Source organism: Streptomyces sp. NPDC048604, assembly GCF_043199435.1.
Classification (GTDB): Bacteria; Actinomycetota; Actinomycetes; order Streptomycetales; family Streptomycetaceae; genus Streptomyces.
In genome coordinates, this window is record NZ_JBICVX010000008.1 from 210,642 (window position 1) to 227,887 (window position 17,246).

A 17,246-nucleotide genomic window follows, 5' to 3' on the forward strand; every position below is an offset into this window, starting at 1 on the left:
CTGGCCCGGGTCGTCCCGAAGCGCTCCCACCGACTTTCGCGGGGTCTTTTCGCACGTCAGAGGCCATGCGGGGGCCAAAGGGTCACGGAACGTGCCCGTCCGGCTCGCGGGGGCGACCGATCGGCCCCAAGATGGCCGCAGCGGGGGTCCAGCCAGGAGGACATGATGCTGCTGCCCGACCGAAACACGATCGACCGACTCCTGCACCACTACCGCGCGCAGGAGCGGATCGTGCTGTCGCGTCCCGGGGATCTGGGGATCCGCCGCCGCTTCGAGGACACCGCCTACACCCTGTGCGTCCTGATGGGCGAGCGCACGGCGCGTGAGGCCGTGCACGCCGCGGAGCACTACGTCGGCCGCAGCGCCGTCGGCAGCACGGCCGTCGGCAGTACCGCCGTCGGCAGTACCGCCATCGGCCGCAGCACCGCCGCCGTCCCTCCCGCCCCGGCGGAGGCGGCGGGCTGACCGCCGCTCGCACCCCCGCCCCATCGGCGCGATAGTCGAGGGGAGGGGCGGGGGCAGGCGGACGAAGGAGGCGGGCGGCGGATGGCCGGTGATTCCGGACGGTTCGGCGTGGACGTCGACCGGCGCGTGACGGCCGGACCCGGGGTGGTCGTGCTCACCCTCACGGGCGAGCTCGACCACGACACGGCCGACCCGCTGCGCACCGCGCTGGACGAGCAGATCGAGGCCGGCGCCGCGCGGATCGTCGTCGACTGCGCCGCCCTGACCTTCTGCGACTCCACCGGCCTCAACGCCCTGCTGCGGGCCCGGCTCCAGGCGCAGGAGGCCGGCGGCCGGGTGGAGCTGGCGGACCTGCGGCCGCCGGTGAACCGGATGTTCGAGATCACCGGGGCGCGCACCGTCTTCACGGTCCACGACGACCTGCGCGCCGCGCTCGCGGCCGCGGACCGGCGGCCGGAACAGCGGTGACGCCGATGGCCGACGACGACACGCGGGACGCGGCGGAGCCCGACCGGGTGCGCCGGCTCGAACTCCGCGGCGGCGAACAGGCGGTCACCCGATGCCGTGACTTCACCGCCCGTGCCCTCGCCGACTGGGGCTGGACCCCGGCCCGCGACCCCGAGGCCGGCGAACGGGCCGACGACGTGCTGCTGCTCGTGTCGGAGGTCGTCACCAACGCCTGCCTGCACGCCGGCGGCCCCGAGGAACTCGTACTGCGCCGGCGCGGCCACGTGCTGCGGGTGGAAGTGACCGACCCGAGCCCCGAACTCCCGAAGCGCGGCGCGCCGCGCCCCGCCTCGCTGCCCGGTGGCCACGGCGTGATGGTCCTCGACCTGCTCGCGGGACGCTGGGGCTCGCAGCCGCGCCCGGACGGGCGCGGCAAGGTGGTGTGGATGGAGATCGCGGGGCCGGGGCCCTTGCTGCCGGGGCCGGTCCGGTAGCCCGGGCCGCTGCTTCGGGCGTACGCGGTGCTCGTCGTCCTACGCCGCGTCCTGGGCGTCGTCGAGCAGCCCGTCGCGCAGGGTGCGCATGATGCGGGCCAGCAGGCGCGAGACGTGCATCTGCGAGAGGCCGAGCCGTGCGCCGATCTCCGTCTGGGTGAGTTCCGCGCCGAACCGGAGCGACAGGATCTCGCGGTCGCGCGCGTCGAGCCGGGCGAGCAGCGGCTTCAGCGACTCCAGCGCGTCGGTCACCTCGTACGCGCGCTCCTCCGTGCCCAGGTGGCGCAGCAGGCCGTTGAAGGCGTCCTCGTCGTCGCCGAGCGGGGTGTCCAGGGAGCGGGCCGCGTAGGCGTTCGCCGCCTGCTCGCCCTCCGCGACGGTCGCCTCGTCCGTGCCCAGACGCCCGGCGAGCTCGGCCCGGGTGGGCCGCCGGCCCAGCTCCTGCTCCAGTCCGTCGACCGCCTTCGCGAGGTCGATGCGCAGCTCCTGGAGGCGGCGCGGCACCTGGACGGACCAGCTGGTGTCACGGAAGAACCGCTTCATCTCGCCGACGATCGTCGGCAGCGCGAACGCCGAGAACTCCACCCCGCGCCCCGGCTCGAACCGGTTGATCGCCTTGATCAGGCCGATCGTGCCGGCCTGGACGATGTCCTCGGCCGGCTCGGCCCGGTTCCGGAACCGGCGGGCGGCGAACTTCACCAGGCTGAGGTTGAGCTCCACCAGCGTGTTGCGCACGTACGCATGCTCTGGTGTGCCCTCCTCCAGCTCCGTGAGGCGGGCGAAGAGGGCGGCCGACAGGGTCCGCGCCTCTCGCGTGCCGACGGCCGTGGGCCGGTCGAGTTCGGGCAGTCCGCCGAGTGCGTGTCTCCGCACGGCTGCGGGGGAGGGGGCGGGCGCGGCGTCGGGGGCGGGGCCGCGTGCTGTGGACCCTGACATGAGGCACCTCCGACGGGGTCCGTCGTACGAGGTTCCTTTACGAATTATGCCCTCTATCAGGTGGTTCGACCCGTTTCGCGGGGTACGCGCAGCGACATGGGCGACGAACGGAAGGTGAGGCCGCCGTCGACCACCCGCCGGATCCCGCTCGCCGACGGTCAGGTGACCGTGGGGGAGTGCCGGGACAGGACCGCCGAGGTGCTCGACGAGTGGTTCGGCAGGGACGGGGCGACGGGCCGGGCGGTCGTCGACGACGTCCTGCTGCTCGTCTCCGAGGTCGTCACCAATGCGCACACCCATGGCGGTGCCCCGTACGAGCTGGTGCTCGAGCGTTCCGGCGACCGGCTGTGGGTGCAGGTCAGCGACACCAGCCCCGTCCCGCCGCGCCCGCACGGCCGGCACCGGGCGGGCCACCCCTCCGGGCACGGCCTCTACCTGGTGGAGCGGCTCGCCGAGGCGTGGGGTTCGGTGCCGCGCGGCGAGGGCAAGGCGGTCTGGTTCGAGATCTGGCTCCCCCGGGTGCCTGAAGGCAGGCCCGGCGGGTAGTCGAGAGCCGCGAGCGGGCCGAGGAACAAGGCCGAACTCAAGCGCTCACCGGGGCATTGAGCGAGGCGCTCGTTGCCATGGAGTCCCCGCCTTTCAACTCCCTTCAGCCCCGGCCCTCGGGGTTCCCTCCCGCGTTCCTGCGCCGCCAGAACCACAGACCCGCGGCGGCCGCCAGCGCGGAGCCGACGAACCCCAGCGGCAGGCCGCCGCTTTCCGCCGGCTCCTGCGCGGCCGCCGCCTCCGGACGGGCGGCGGCCGCGCCCTTGGCGTCGGCCGCCCCCTTCGCCGGGTGGTCCGGGCCCGCCGCCCGCTGCGCGTCGGCGGGTGCGGGCCCCGGCTGCAGCGAGCCCACCGGCCGTACCTTCCCCGCCGCCTCGAACCCCCAGTCGAGCAGCCGCCGCGCCTCCTCGTACACCGCGAGCCCGCCGCCCGACCGCGGGTCCATGACCGTCACGACCAAGGTCCGCGAGCCGCGCTGCGCGGCCGCGATCAGCGTGTTGCCCGCGCCGCTCGTGTAGCCGTTCTTGACGCCGATCAGGCCCGGGTAGCGGGCCACCCCGTCGGCGCCGGTGAGCAGCCGGTTGGTGTTCCGGATCCCGTACGACCAGCCGCCGGCCGGGAATTCCGTGTACGCGGTGGCGCTGTAGCGGGCGAAGTCCGGGTTCTGCAGCCCCGCGCGGCCGAAGACCGCCAGGTCGTACGCGGACGAGACCTGGCCCGGCGCGTCGTAGCCGTCCGGTGACACCACCCGCGTGTCCCGCGCGCCGAGCGCCTCCGCCTTCTGCTGCATCTTGCGGGCCATGCCGTCCCAGCCGCCGTCGAGCGCCGCCAGCACCCGCACCGCGTCGTTGCCGGAGCCGAGGAAGACCCCGTTCCACAGGTCGGAGACCTTGTAGGTGTAACCCTCTTTCACGCCGACCAGACTGCTGCCCGAGCCGATGCCGTCCAGTTCGTCCTCCGTCACCTTGTGCCGCAGGTCGGCCGGCAGGTTCGGCATGGCGGTCAGCGCGAACAGCGTCTTCAGCGTGCTCGCCGGCGGCAGCCGCCGGTGCGCGTCGTGCGCGGCCAGCACCTCGCCCGAGTGCGCGTCGGCCAGCAGCCACGCCCGGGCGGAGAGGTCGTCCGGCAGGGCGGGAGCACCCGGCAGCCGCTGGACCTGGGTGCCCGGCCGGTGCAGCTGCGCGGGGTCGACGAAGGAGCGGGGCGGGGGAGTGGGCTCGGCGACGGTCGCGGCGAGGGCTGCCGGGGCCTCCAGGGCGAGCAGGAGCGCCGTGGCGCCGGCGGCGGCATGACGAACCGCTGAGGTGACGATCATTCAGTCACGGTAGGAACGGCTCCGCCGCGTCCGCAGGACGAGATGCGCCGACCGGCGTAGCGCGGCGCACCTGACCTGCCGGGGGATACCGCGCACGTCAGGGGTCGCGACCAGGCATGCTGTCTCACGTGTCGTCACTTCTGCACCAGAGCCGACCGGGTGAGGATCCGTCGCCTGCGGCCGCCGCCTCCGACGGGGCCCCGCCGCCCGTACCCGCGCCTGCCCCGGGACCGGAGCCCGCCCCGTGGCCGGCACCCGCCGCGCCGCCCGGGACATCGGACACGCCCGGCCCGCCGCCGCCCAGGGACCCGTACGCCGGGGGCTTCGGCGCGCCCGCGGGCGGACCGGCGGCCCGAGGCGAGGCGGACCGGCCGGGCGGGCCCGCGCCGTCCGGCCACATGATCGTGTGCGGCGACGACGTGCTCGCGCACCGGCTCGCGAGCGAGCTCAGCGACGCGTACCGGGAACTGGTCACCCTCGTCGTCCCCGCCGTGGCCCCCGTCCCGGAGGAGCCGACGGCCCCGCGCCCCGGCCGGGCCATGGCGCTGTTCGGCCGGGTGACCGCCGCGGTGAGCCGCACGGTGGCCGCGCCGGGCGCGACAGCGACTCCGACCGGGACGGCGGCCGGGCCGACGGCCGGTTCGGCGCCCGGGGGTGTACCGGGCGCGGCGGGGATCACCACGACCGGCGAGATCCGGCCGATCCGGATCGTCGAGGCCACCGGGATCGACGAGGACGTCCTCGTCCGCGTGGGCGTCCAGCGGGCCTCGGCCCTCGCCCTCGTCCACGACGACGACGAGGCCAACATCCGGCACGCCCTCGCCGCGCGCCGGCTCAACCCGCGCCTGCGCCTCGTCATCCGGCTCTACAACCGCAAGCTCGGCCAGCACCTGGAGAACCTGCTCGACCAGGCCGCCGCCGTCGCCGAGCCGGGGCTGGACCTGGAGGCCCTGGACGCCGCCACGACGGTGCTCTCCGACGCCGACACCGCGGCGCCCGCCCTCGCGGCCACCGCCGTCGCCGGGACGAGCAAGGTCGTCCAGGCCGGCGGGCTGCTGCTGCGCGCGGTGGACCGGCCGCCGCCGGCCCGCGGCCGGCTCACCGACCCGGGCCTGTGCACGCTGGCCCTGCTGTCGTCCACCACCAACGACCCCGCGGGCATCGAGGGTTCGCACACCAGCGGCCGGCTCGGACCGCAGCTGCTGCCCGACGACCGCGCCGTCGCGGCGGCCACCGGACGCGGCACGGTCGTCCTGGAGGCGATCAGTCACACCGGCCCGAACGGCACGGCGCCGACGGCGGCCCGGGCGAGCGGCGCCGGGTTCCTGCCCGTCGCCTCGCTGTTCTCCCGCCGGTTCCGCTGGTCGCTGGCGGGCGTGGTGGCCGCGGTCGCCGCCATCGCCGTCGCCACCTGGCTGACCACCGGCGACCACCCGCTGCACGCCGCGTACCTGACCCTGCTGGACATCTTCGCCATCGGCGACCCGGCGGTCGAGGAACCCGTCAGCCGGCAGATCCTGCAGATCCTCGCGGGCTTCACCGGCCTCCTGGTGCTGCCCGTCCTCGTCGCCGGACTCCTGGAGGCGCTGGGCACGTTCCGCTCCGCGACCTCGCTGCGCCGCCCCTCCCGCGCCCTGTCCGGCCACGTCGTCCTGCTGGGCCTCGGCAAGGTCGGCACCCGCGTCCTCCTCCGGCTGCGCGCCCTCGGGATCCAGGTGGTGTGCGTGGAGTCCGACCCGGAGGCGCGCGGGATCGCCCTGGCCAGACGGCTGCGGGTGCCGACCGTGGTCGGCGACGTCACCGAGGAGGGCGTCCTGGAGGCCGCGCGCATCCACCGCGCCCAGGCGCTCCTGGCGCTGACCAGCATCGACATCACCAACCTGGAGGCGGCGCTGGCCGCCCGCGCCCTCAAGCCGGACCTGAAGGTCGCGATGCGTCTGTACGACGACGACTTCGCCACCGCCGTGTACCGCACCCTCCGCGCCGCCCACCCCGAGGCCGTGACCCGCAGCCGCAGCGTCTCCCACCTGGCCGCGCCGTCGTTCGCCGCGGCGATGATGGGCCGCCAGATCCTCGGCGCCATACCGGTGGAACGCCGCGTCCTGCTCTTCGCCGCCCTCGAGGTGGCGGGGCATCCCCTCCTGGAGGGCCGCACGGTGGCGGAGGCCTTCCACCCCGGGGCCTGGCGCGTCATCGCCCTGGAGACCACCGCCCCGGACGACCGTAACGTCAGCCGGCAGGGCCGTGGCGCCGGTGGTCGCGAGCAGCCGCACCTGGTGTGGCAGTTGCACCCCGGATACGTACTGAAGGCCGGCGACCGCGTGGTCCTGGCGACGACCCGAAGGGGCCTCGCGGAACTGCTGTGAGACGGCGCGGATGGCCGACGGACGAGGTACGAGAAACCCCGAAACCTCCTACCCTGGTCCGACCCGGATCCCCGGACGCCGCCAACGCGCCATCAGGAGGAGCCAGTTGACCGCTCCATCCCAGCAGAGCCCGCCCCATCGCATGGATCCCGCAGGGGGCTGCCCGCACGCCGGCAACGCACGCCTGCTGGCGGCGCGGGGACCGGTGGTCCCGGTCGTCCTGCCGGGCGAGGTCGCCGGCATGGCCGTCCTCGGCCATGAAGCGCTACGGGAGTTCCTGGCGCACCCGGACGTCGCGAAGGGGGCGCGGCACTTCACCGCCCTGGCTGAGGGCCGCGTCCCCGAGGGCTGGCCGCTGCGGACCTTCGCCACCGTCCAGGGCATGACGACCGCGGACGACGCGGACCACCGGCGGCTGCGCGCCCTGGTGAGCCGCGCGTTCACGCCGCGCAGGGTGGAGGAACTCCGCCCGCGCGTAGAGGCGATGACCTCCACCCTGCTCGACGACCTGGAGGCGGCGGCGGAGGCGGGCGACGGCGTCGCGGACCTGCGCCGCCACTACGCGTTGCCGCTCCCGCTCGGCGTGATCTGCGAACTCATGGGCGTGGCCGAGGAGCACCAGGACGGCCTGCACGCCCTGTCGAACCGGGTCGTCTCGACTGATGTAGGCCCGGAAGAGGCCCTGAACGCGAACCGCGACCTGCTCTCCCTGCTGACCGCCATAGCCGCCGACCGGGCGAAGTCCCCCGGAGACGACCTGACCAGCGCCCTGATCGCGGCCCGCGAGGAGGACGGCGACCGGCTCAGCGGCCCCGAACTCATCGGCACCCTGCTCCTGCTGATCATCGCCGGCCACGAGACCACCCTGAACCTGATCACCAACGCGGTCCGTGCCCTGTGCACCCACCCGGCCCAACTCGCCCACGTCCTCGCAGGCCGCGCCACCTGGCCGGACGTCGTGGAGGAGACCCTGCGCTGGGACAGCCCCGTGAGCTACTTCCCGTTCCGCTACCCCACCCGCGACCTGACCCTCCACGGCGCCCTCATCCCCCGGGGCACCCCGGTCCTGGCCGGCTACTCCGCGGCGGGCCGCGACCCGTCCGCCCACGGCGAGGACGCCGCCGCCTTCGACCTCACCCGCCGCACCCCCGCCAAACACCTCTCCCTGGGCCACGGCCCCCACTACTGCCTCGGCGCCCCTCTGGCCCGCCTGGAAACGACCGTCGCGCTGCAGTCCCTCTTCACCCGTTTCCCCACCCTCACCCTGGCCACCCCACCCCCCGACCTCCCCCGCCACAAGAGCTTCGTCGGCAACAGCACCGCCACCCTCCCGGTACGTCTGAGACAGGAGTGAAAGTGGTCAACTCCCTTGCTGCACAGGGGTTTTCACAGACTCGCCACAGGGGAGAGATGGGCCGGTACCCTGACCTGGTCACACGTTTGGATGACGCCGACGTTCGCGAGAGAACCCGTCGCACCCGCAGAACGTTATGCGCGCTAGGGGGTGGCGTTCTGCCCGAAGTCGCACCTTTGCTTACCATGTGCACCAGGGCGGGGCGGTGTGATCCAAGCACTATCGAGGAGAGGCAATCCATGGCTACCACTCTCGTCTCCGCGGCCGCCAGGCCCGGGAACGTCTCCCGTCGGCACGGCGGCCCTCGCGTGTCGGTTCATCAGCGCGTCTCCGTGCTGGGTCGAGGGGATGCAAGCGCTCCCCTGAGCCGGATCCTGCCGACCCCCTCGGCCACGCCGGTCCCCCAGGTGGACGCGGCTTTCCAGTCGGCCTTCTAGCCACCGGAAAGTCGACTTCGCACACCATGGACCGGCCTTTGCCGACACTCACCCAGTTCGTCGTCAAGCTGCACAGCCGCTGTGATCTTGCGTGTGATCACTGCTACGTGTACGAGCACGCCGACACGAGTTGGCGAGGCCGGCCCAGAATGATCTCCCGGGCGATCCTGGCCCGCACGGCGTCACGCATCGCCGACCATGCGCGCACCCACGAACTCCCCGGCGTCCACGTCGTCCTGCACGGCGGTGAACCCCTCCTGGCCGGCCCCGCCGGAATCCGCATGGCGGCCGAGGAACTGCACCGCGCCCTGGACGGAGTGACCGCCCTCAATCTGAAGATTCACACCAACGGCGTCCTGCTGAGTGAACGCTTCTGTGAGCTCTTCGACGAACTCGGCATCACCGTGGGCGTCTCCCTCGACGGGGACAAGGAAGCCAACGACCGGCACCGCCGCTACGCGAACGGCCGGTCCAGCCACGCCCAGGTCCTCAAGGCCGTCGAACTCCTCAACCGGCCCCGGTACCGGCACCTCTTCGCCGGACTGATGTGCACCGTCGACGTCCGCAACGACCCGGTCAAGGTCTACGACGCCCTGGTCGAACTCGACCCGCCCCGCATCGACTTCCTGCTCCCGCACGCGACCTGGGACGAACCGCCGCTGCGGCCCGGCCCCTCTCCGACGCCGTACGCGGAGTGGCTCGACGCGATCCACGAGCGCTGGGACGCCGGCGGACGCCCCGTCGGCATCCGCATGTTCGAGTCGATCCACCGCACCTTGCGCGGCGAGAGCAGCCTGATCGAATCCCTCGGCCTCACCCCGGCCGATCTCGTGGTGGTCGAGACCGACGGCAGTTTCGAGCAGGCCGACAGCCTCAAGACCGCCTACGACGGCGCGCCCGCCACCGGCATGGACGTCTTCAGCCACACCCTCGACGACGTCCTGGACCACCCGGGCATGGCCGCCCGCCGGCAGTCCGTCGAGGACCTCAGCGCCGCCTGCAGGGCCTGCCCGGTCGTCACCTCCTGCGGAGGCGGGCTGTACGCCCACCGGTACCGCACCGGAGCCACCCCCGAGGACACCGGCTTCGACAACCCCTCCGTCTTCTGCGCGGACCTGAAAGCCCTCGTGCACGCCGTCCGGGACCGTGAGCACGCCCGCCTGCGCCGCCTCGACGCCTGGCCCTCCGAGACCCCCGGAGACCTCGCCGCCTTCGACGTCCTCGCCCGCGGACACGGCAGCGCCGACACCCTCGCCCGGCTGTCCGCCGCTCAGCTCCTTGCCGTAGCCGACCTGTTGGTCACCCTGCGCCGTCGCGCGGCCGACCCGGCCCGGCAGGACCCCATGGAGCAGGCGGCCTGGGAGCTTCTCGACGTTCTCGACGCGGAGGCGCCCGACGCGCTCGACACCGTCCTCGTCCACCCCTGGACCCGCCCCTGGGCCACCGGCCTCCTCCGCTCCGGCGCTCCGGCCGGCGGCGGGCTCGCCGAACTCGTCGCCGCCGCGGCTCTCCGGGCCCGTCACACGGCGGCGGTCTCCGTCCCCCTGCGCGGGCCCGCCGACGGCGCGCCCGCCGGCGGCGGACTGCTCCGGCTCCCCGGACTCGGAGTCGTCCTTCTCGACGGCGTGACCGGCTTCGCCCAGGTGTCGGCGGGCGACGAGGAGTTCACCGTACGCGCCGGCGGGCGAGAGCTGCGCATCGGCTGGGACGAGGGCCTCGACTGCCCCTCTCCGTCCTGGCGTCCCGTCCGGCTCGTCGAACTCCCCGGCTGGACCGTCACCCTGGAGGACACCGACCCGCTGCGCCGCGCCTGGCCGACCGCCGCCGACCGGCTCGCGACGGGAGACGCCAAGGCCTGGGCCGAGGACCTCGCCGCCGCCTGGGGGGCCATCGGCGCCGGACTGCCCGCGTTCGCCCCGGCCCTCGCCGCCGGCCTGCGCAGCATCACGCCCCTTGCCCCCCGCGCCGGAGGCGGCTTCTCGCTCTCCGCCCGCGACGCCGTCGGGGCCGTCGGCATCGCCCTGCCCGAGCGGACCGACGAACTGGCGCGGCTGCTGGTCCGCGAGTTCCAGCGCGTCAAGTTCCGTGCGCTGCGGGACGCCTGCGCTCTGACGGTCCCCGCCGCCCCGGCCGCCGGGCTGCTCCTCGACGCCATGGAGGACGCGTACGCCCGGCTCGTGGACGCGGCGGACGACCCGAGTGCCCCTCGCGCCACCCCAGTTCCACCGGCGCTCACCACGCTCCCCGGGCTCTCCGGTCTCGGTGAGCGTTTCGTGGAAGGAATGTGCGGGAAGGCTGCGGAATCCCGGCCCTTCTGAGGGACACTGGGCACCATACGCATGGACGGGGGGAGTCGTTCGTGTCCGGAATCGCGGGAGGCGGAAGTCGTGATCGTGCGGCGCCGTACTTCTTTCTGAGTTATGCGCACACCCCGAAGAATCACCCGGACGACCGTGATCCGAACCACTGGGTGGAACGCTTCTTTCGTGACCTGTGCGACCACGTACTGTCGTTGACCTCACTGCCCGCCGGAGTGCCGGCAGGCTTCATGGACAAGCAGATGCAGCCGGGGGAGGGCTGGCAGGAGAGACTCTCCGAAGCGCTCTCCTACTCCCGGGTCTTCGTCCCGCTCTATTCTCCGCGCTATTTCCTCAGTGAACAGTGCGGCCGGGAATGGTTCGCGTTCTCCCAGCGGGCGGTCAATCACCAGTCCCGGGGCAATGGAAGCTCCGTCAGCGAGATCGTTCCCGCGCTGTGGGTGCCCGTGCCGCCGAAACAACTGCCGCAGCCCGCCGAGAGATTGCAGTTCAACCATGCGAGCTTCGGGGAGGAATACGCCGACGAGGGCTTCTACGGGCTGATCAAGCTGAAGTACCTGCGCGAGCAGTACGAGCGGGCCGTCTATCTGCTCGCCAAACGGATCGTCCGGGTCGCCCAGGAGACCAGCCTGCCCGACGGCGACCCCCATCGGGACTATCTCTCCGTCCCCAGCGCCTTCGGGCCGCCCGGCCCCGCCCGGCAGATGGACGTCTCCGTCCTGGCCTGCTCCCGTACCGAACTGCCCGACCACCGCGGCCCCGACTGCTACGGCACCCACGTCCGCGAGTGGAACCCGTACCGGCCCGACTCGTCCCGCCCACTGGCGGAGCACGCGGCGGAGCTGGTGCGGAACCTGGACTACCGGGTGTCCGTCGGCGAGTTCGACGCCGACGCCGGCCGCATGCTCGCCCCGGGGCCGCCGAGCGCGCCCGGGCTGCTGCTCATGGACCGCTGGGCGCTCGCCACCCGGCACGGGCGGGAACTGGTCGACAAGCTCTGCTCCGAGGACCGTCCCTGGATCAGCGTCATGGTGCCGTGGAACCGAGCGGACCCCGAATCCGCCGCACGGGAACCGGAGTTGCGAGAGATGGCCGAGGCGGCCCTCGCCCCCCGGCAGCTGGAATCCGCGGGACACCGCTCGCCCGGCGGCGGACTGCTCACCCTGGAGGCCTTCAACCACGAGCTGCCCCGCGCCGTCGAGGCCGCCGAGCGGCACTACAAGGCCCACGCCCGCACCTTCCCGCCGGACGGACCCAGCACCCCGCTGCCCCGGGTGCTGCCGAGCGGCATCGGGTACGGGGCGGACGCCCCGGGGCTGCCCGCACAGCGCACGGACGAGAAGCCGAGCACGCCGGACGAGGCGCCGAGCGCGTCGCGGGAAGCGCCCAGCACATCGCACACGGAACCGAGCACGTCGGAGGAGTACCCGAGCACGCCGGAGAAGGGTGAGGACACCGCCGTATGACCGCGAACCGTGAAGGCACCGTTGTTACCTTCTATTCGTACAAGGGCGGGACCGGCCGGACCATGGCCCTCGCCAACACCGCATGGATCCTCGCCTCCAACGGCCACCGTGTGCTCGCGGTCGACTGGGACCTGGAAGCACCGGGCTTACACCGGTTCTTCCATCCCTTTCTCGACCTGGCCGCCCTGGAGGCCACACCCGGGCTGATCAACCTCATCACCGAATACCAGACGGAGGTACGGCGGCCCGCCGAACGGGAGCGGGACTGGCACCGCGAATACGCCCGCGTCCGGCCCCACGCCACCTCCCTTAACTGGGCGTTCCCCCGCGGCGGAAGCCTCGACTTCCTGTCCGCCGGCCGGCGCAACCGCGACTACCAGGCGACCGTCGGCAAGATGGACTGGGACGACTTCTACGAGCGTTTCAAAGGCGGCCAGTTCTTCGACGCCATGCGCGCCGACATGCGCAAGCACTACGACTACACGCTGATCGACAGCCGCACCGGACTCAGCGACATCGCCGACATCTGCACCGTCCAGATGCCCGAGGTCCTGGTCGTCTGCTTCACCCTCAGCGACCAGAGCATCGAAGGCGCCTCCTCCGTCGCCCACGACATCGAGGAACGCTTCGGCGACCGGAACATCCGGATCCTGCCCGTACCGATGCGCATCGACGACGGCGAGAAGGAGAAGGCGGACGCCGGCCGGGCCCTCGCCCGCAAGAGCTTCACGGGACTGCCCAGCGGCATGAGCGGCGAGGAACTCGCCCAGTACTGGGGAACCGTGGAGATCCCGTACCGGCCGTTCTACGCGTACGAGGAGATTCTGGCGACCTTCGGCGACGCGCCCAACGTCTCCAGCTCGCTGCTCACCTCCTGCGAGCGCCTCACCTCGGTGCTCACCCGCGGCGACGTCACCTCCATGCCGTCCATCGACGAGGCCGAACGCCTCGCCTACGTCAGCGCCTACACCCGCCGCCGGCCCGCCCCGCCCGCCAACATCGTGCTGTCCTACGTGGCCGAGGACCAGATGTGGGCCGACTGGCTCACCTCCCTGCTGAACCGGGGCGGCTTCCAGGTCGCCGCCCTCGACGCCCGCACCATGCCGCTCTCCGGCGTCGACGCCGACTTCGCCGCCAGCGGCGGCTACCGCGTGGTCTCCGTGGTGTCCCAGGCGTACCTCAACTCGCACCGCGCCCGCGCCATGTGGGAGGCCGTCATCGGCCAGGACCCCTCCGGTGCGCGCCGTCAGCTCGTGCCCGTCCGCGTCGGCGACGTCCGGCTCGGGCTGCCGCTGAGCAGCCGCGGCGTCGTCGACCTCGTCAGGCTCGACCCCGACGAGGCCGCGTCCACGCTGCTGACCGCCCTGGACCGGGAGGAGGCCGTCGGCACGGCCCCGGTCGCACCGGGCGGCCCGCGCTTCCCCGGCGGCAGTCCGAGGGTCTGGAACGTACGGCCCCGGCACGCCTGGTTCACCGGCCGCACGCCCATCCTCGAACGGCTCCGCGACCAGCTGCGCGGCGACAGCCGCGCCGGACGCCGGCTGCCGCAGGTGCTGTACGGCCTCGGCGGCGTCGGCAAGACCCAGGTGGCCCGTGAGTACGCGCACCGGTTCCGGGCCGACTACGAGCTGGTGTGGTGGGTCGAGGCCGAGCAGCCCGACCGGGTCGTGTCCGCGCTGGCCGACCTCGCCGTCGAACTCGGCCTCGCCGGCGACGGCAACGTGACCGAGGCCGCCACGGCCGCCCTCCAGGCGCTGCGCCGCGGTGCTCCGTACCGCCGCTGGCTGTTGATCTTCGACAACGTCGAGGACCTGGACCAGGTGCTCGACCTGCTGCCCGACGAGACCGGGCCGATCTCCGACGGGGTGTACGGGCACATCCTGGTCACCTGCCGGAACCGGCCCGTCGCCAGCCGGGTCGACACCGTCGAGGTCGACGTCTTCACCCGCCCCGAGAGCGTCGAGCACCTGTCCCGCCGGGTCAACCGGCTGCCGTCCCGCGACGCCGACCGGGTCGCCGAGGCCGTCGGCGACCTGCCGCTCGCCGTCGAGGTGGCCGCCGCCTGGCTCGCCGAGACGGCGACACCCGTCGACGACTACGTCGAACAGCTCAAGGCGCAGACCACCAAGGTGCTCTCGGCGGGCCGGGCAGAGGACTACGCCGAGCGGATCGGCGCCACCTGGAACATCTCCATCGACCGGCTCCGGGGCGAGTCCAAGGCCGCCGTCAGGCTCCTCGAACTGTGTGCCTTCTTCTCCGCCGAACCGATCTCGATGAAGCTCATCAGCAGCAGCGCCATGCTGGACTTCCTGCTGCCGTACGACCCCGATCTGCGCGACGGCTACATGCTGGGCAAGGTGATCCGCGCGCTCAACCGGTTCGCGCTGGCCAAGGTCGATCCCGCCGACAACAGCATCCAGATCCACCGGCTCGTGCAGGCCGCCATCCGTTCGCAGCTCTCGCCGGAGGAGCACGAGCGCACCATGCACGAGGTGCACAACATCCTGGCCGAAGTCAGCCCCTCCCTGCCCGGCGACCAGGACAACAAGGTCAACGACCCCAAGTACTGGCCGAACTTCGAACTCATCTGGCCGCACCTCGGCCCCTCCGGCATCGTCGACTGCGACGAGGAGAAGGGCCGGCAACTGCTCGTCGACCGGGTGCGCTACCTCCTCAAGCGAGGCGAGCTGGAGATGGCGCGCGTGCTCGGCGACCAGCTCAACGAGACCTGGACCAGGAAGCTGGGCGCCGACGACCGCACCACCCTGAACCTGCGCTTCGAACTGGCCAACGCGCTGCGCTCGCAGGGCAGGTACCAGGAGGCGTTCACGATGGACGACGACACCCGCGCCCGCCAGCGGCGCATCCTGTCGCCCGGCCACCCGAACACCCTCACCACCTCGGGCAGCCTCGCCGCGGACCTGCGCGGACTCGGCCGGTTCGCGGAGGCGCTCGAGCTCGACCGCGAGGTCCTCACCGGTCTGCGCGAGGCCTTCGGACCGGAGCACCCCAGCACGCTCAAGGCCGCCAACAACCTCGCCATCGACCTGCGGCTCAACGGGGACAGCGAGGAGGCCAGGCAGCTCGACGAGCAGACGGTGGACCTGCGCACCAGCGTGAAGGGCGGCGCCGACCACCCCTACACCCTGACGACACAGGGCCACCTCGCCAGGGACCTGCGCGAGACCGGCGACTACCGCGGCTCGGTCGACCTGCTGCGCGAGGTCGTGGAGTCGTTCGAGCAGGTGCTCAACCCGGACGTGCCCGAGGTGCTGCGGACCAACAAGAGCCTCGCCGTCTCGCTGCGCAAGGCGGGCAGCCCGCACGAGGCGAAGCGGCTCTCGGAGGTCACCTACAGCCGCTACCGCGAGCGGTACGGGACGCGGGTGCCGGACGCGCTGGCCTGCGGGCTGAACCTGGCCGCGGACTACTCGGCGGTCGGCGACAAGCGGGCGGCCCTGGAGCTGGCCCGGCAGGTGCTCGACGGGTACCGGGAGGCCATGGGCGACGAGCACCCCTTCACCCTCGCCTGCCGGAACAACATCGTGATCTATCTGCGCGGCATCGGGAACACCGAGGAGGCCCAGGAGGAGGGGGAGGCGGTGCGGGAGGCGCTGGAGGAGAAGCTCGGGGCCAAGCACCCGTACACGCTGAGCGCCACGATCAACCTCGCCAACGTGTACGGCGACCTGGGACGGACCGAGGATGCCGAGCGCTGGGAGCGCAGCACGCTGGACGCGCTCGTCGAGCGGTACGGCGTCGACCACCCGGACGCGCTGGTCTGCCGCTCGAACCTGGCGATCACGCTGCGTGCGGCGGGCCATGAGGACGAGGCGCAGGAGCAGCGCGCCAAGGTGCTCGAGCCGGCCCTGAAGCAGTACGGGGCCGATCACACGATCACCGAGGGCGCCCGGGTCTGGCGGCGGGTCAACCGCGACCTGGAGCCGCAGCCCGTGTGACGGGCCCGGGCACGGGGTGCGGGGTGCGGGCCGTCCGGGACTCCGGGCGGCCCGCGCCTCATCCGGTGCGCTTCACCTGGTCCGCCGCATCCACCTCGTCGGTCCCGTCCACGCCGTCCGTCCCGTCCGTCGCGCGTGACCTGGTCGCCCAGCTCAGGACCCGGGTCAGCACACGCAGCGCGGCGAAGTGCGCCGCGCCGCGCTCGACGACGAGTTCGGCGCGGGGAATCCGCTCGGCGAGCCACCGGGTGTGCTGCACCGGCGCGAAGATGTCCTGCTCGCCGTGCCACAGCAGGACCGGCCCCTCGATGTCCTCGGGCCGGAAGCCCCAGTCCAGGCTGAAGGCCATGACATCGTCGACCCAGCCGTCCGCGGAACTGCTGAGCCCCTCCGCGAAGTTCCGCACCAGCATGGAGCGGATCCCCACGTCCGAGACGATCTGCCGGTCGGCGTCCGGCAGCCCCCGGTGCATGTCGGCCACCGACGCGTCCGGGTCCGAGCGGATGGCGAGCGAGCGGAACTCAAGGGCCGCGGTGAGCTGCCGGTGCCCCGCGGCCGCGTTGATGTACTCCCGTACGTTCGACTCCGTCATGCCGTCGAACCAGTTGAGCCCCGGTGCGTTCCTGGGCGCCAGGCCGACCAGGGCGGCGGTGCGGACCGTCCGGTCCGGGAGCAGGGCGGCGCAGGCGAGGGCGTGCGGCGCGCCGCCGGAGCGGCCCACCACGGCGAACTCGTCGATCTCCAGGGCGTCGGCCACCGCCTCCACGTCCGCTGCGGCGGCCGCGACGAGCCGGCCGGGCAGCCGGTCCGAGTCGCCGTAGCCCGGGCGGTCGAAGGTGATCAGCCGGACCCCGAGCCGGTAGAGCACGGCGGCCCGCGGGGCCGGCCCGAGCCGGCTCCCCGGCGTGCCGTGCAGCATGAAGACCGGACGGCCACGCGGATTCCCGAAGGTCTCCACCGCGAGCGCGCGGCCGTCTCGGGTTCGTATCAGCTGAGCCAATGGGTGCCTCCCCCGTACGAACGACACTTCGCAAGTATGGAGGCCGAAGGGTGTGGGGTACATACGTCCTCCGGCCGAACGTTCTGTCGTTTCCGGAACCTTTGGCGCCGCTGCCCGACCGGCCCTCTGCCCGAGCGGCCCGT

At 73.0% G+C, this 17,246-nt stretch carries 12 protein-coding genes; 9 read left to right on the forward strand and 3 right to left on the reverse strand.

Features of this window, described 5'->3' with window-relative positions; translation table 11 throughout:
* Positions 1 to 162: 162 nt before the first annotated feature.
* The 3 genes from ACGFMM_RS18725 to ACGFMM_RS18735 all read left to right on the forward strand — a co-directional run bounded on the left by ACGFMM_RS18725 (position 163) and on the right by ACGFMM_RS18735 (position 1,406).
* Positions 163 to 465, forward strand: a complete 303-nt coding sequence (locus ACGFMM_RS18725) for a DUF5133 domain-containing protein (RefSeq protein WP_393647459.1) — start codon at positions 163 to 165, stop codon at positions 463 to 465.
* Between the two features lie 81 nt (positions 466 to 546).
* Positions 547 to 933 carry an STAS domain-containing protein gene (locus ACGFMM_RS18730; RefSeq protein WP_393647460.1) on the forward strand — a complete coding sequence of 129 codons (387 nt, stop codon included), beginning with the start codon at positions 547 to 549 and terminating at the stop codon, positions 931 to 933.
* Positions 934 to 938: 5 nt separating this feature from the next.
* Positions 939 to 1,406, forward strand: a complete 468-nt coding sequence (locus ACGFMM_RS18735; RefSeq protein ID WP_393647461.1) for an ATP-binding protein — start codon at positions 939 to 941, stop codon at positions 1,404 to 1,406.
* A gap of 39 nt (positions 1,407 to 1,445) precedes the next feature.
* On the opposite strand, the gene ACGFMM_RS18740 is transcribed toward ACGFMM_RS18735, so the two are convergent.
* Positions 1,446 to 2,342, reverse strand: a complete 897-nt coding sequence (locus tag ACGFMM_RS18740; RefSeq protein ID WP_393647462.1) for a SigB/SigF/SigG family RNA polymerase sigma factor — start codon at positions 2,340 to 2,342, stop codon at positions 1,446 to 1,448.
* Positions 2,343 to 2,438: 96 nt separating this feature from the next.
* Here ACGFMM_RS18740 and ACGFMM_RS18745 point away from each other — a divergent pair, with 96 nt between their 5' ends.
* A complete protein-coding gene (locus ACGFMM_RS18745; RefSeq protein ID WP_393647463.1) occupies positions 2,439 to 2,888 on the forward strand; it encodes an ATP-binding protein in 450 nt (149 codons plus the stop codon).
* A gap of 103 nt (positions 2,889 to 2,991) precedes the next feature.
* Here the strand turns inward: ACGFMM_RS18745 and ACGFMM_RS18750 are convergent, their stop codons facing one another.
* Complete coding sequence (locus ACGFMM_RS18750; protein ID WP_393647464.1) at positions 2,992 to 4,203, reverse strand: D-alanyl-D-alanine carboxypeptidase family protein; 1,212 nt, start codon at positions 4,201 to 4,203, stop codon at positions 2,992 to 2,994.
* A gap of 398 nt (positions 4,204 to 4,601) precedes the next feature.
* On the opposite strand from ACGFMM_RS18750, the gene ACGFMM_RS18755 reads away from it, so the two are divergent.
* The 5 genes from ACGFMM_RS18755 to fxsT all read left to right on the forward strand — a co-directional run bounded on the left by ACGFMM_RS18755 (position 4,602) and on the right by fxsT (position 16,103).
* The gene (locus tag ACGFMM_RS18755; RefSeq protein WP_393647576.1) at positions 4,602 to 6,569 is read left to right on the forward strand and encodes an NAD-binding protein; all 1,968 of its coding nucleotides are present in this window, start codon (positions 4,602 to 4,604) and stop codon (positions 6,567 to 6,569) included.
* Positions 6,570 to 6,711: 142 nt separating this feature from the next.
* Positions 6,712 to 7,923 carry a cytochrome P450 gene (locus ACGFMM_RS18760; RefSeq protein ID WP_393647577.1) on the forward strand — a complete coding sequence of 404 codons (1,212 nt, stop codon included), beginning with the start codon at positions 6,712 to 6,714 and terminating at the stop codon, positions 7,921 to 7,923.
* 475 nt (positions 7,924 to 8,398) lie between these two features.
* Entirely contained in the window at positions 8,399 to 10,678 is a 2,280-nt protein-coding gene (locus tag ACGFMM_RS18765; protein ID WP_393647465.1) for an FxsB family cyclophane-forming radical SAM/SPASM peptide maturase, read from the forward strand.
* Between the two features lie 41 nt (positions 10,679 to 10,719).
* Positions 10,720 to 12,144, forward strand: a complete 1,425-nt coding sequence (locus tag ACGFMM_RS18770; protein ID WP_393647466.1) for a TIR-like protein FxsC — start codon at positions 10,720 to 10,722, stop codon at positions 12,142 to 12,144.
* Positions 12,141 to 16,103 carry an FxSxx-COOH system tetratricopeptide repeat protein gene (gene fxsT, locus ACGFMM_RS18775; RefSeq protein WP_393647467.1) on the forward strand — a complete coding sequence of 1,321 codons (3,963 nt, stop codon included), beginning with the start codon at positions 12,141 to 12,143 and terminating at the stop codon, positions 16,101 to 16,103. The genes ACGFMM_RS18770 and fxsT overlap by 4 nt, the downstream gene beginning before the upstream one ends.
* Before the next feature lie 58 nt (positions 16,104 to 16,161).
* Here fxsT and ACGFMM_RS18780 read toward each other — a convergent pair whose 3' ends face one another.
* A complete protein-coding gene (locus ACGFMM_RS18780) occupies positions 16,162 to 17,103 on the reverse strand; it encodes an alpha/beta fold hydrolase (protein ID WP_393647468.1) in 942 nt (313 codons plus the stop codon).
* Positions 17,104 to 17,246 lie beyond the last annotated feature (143 nt).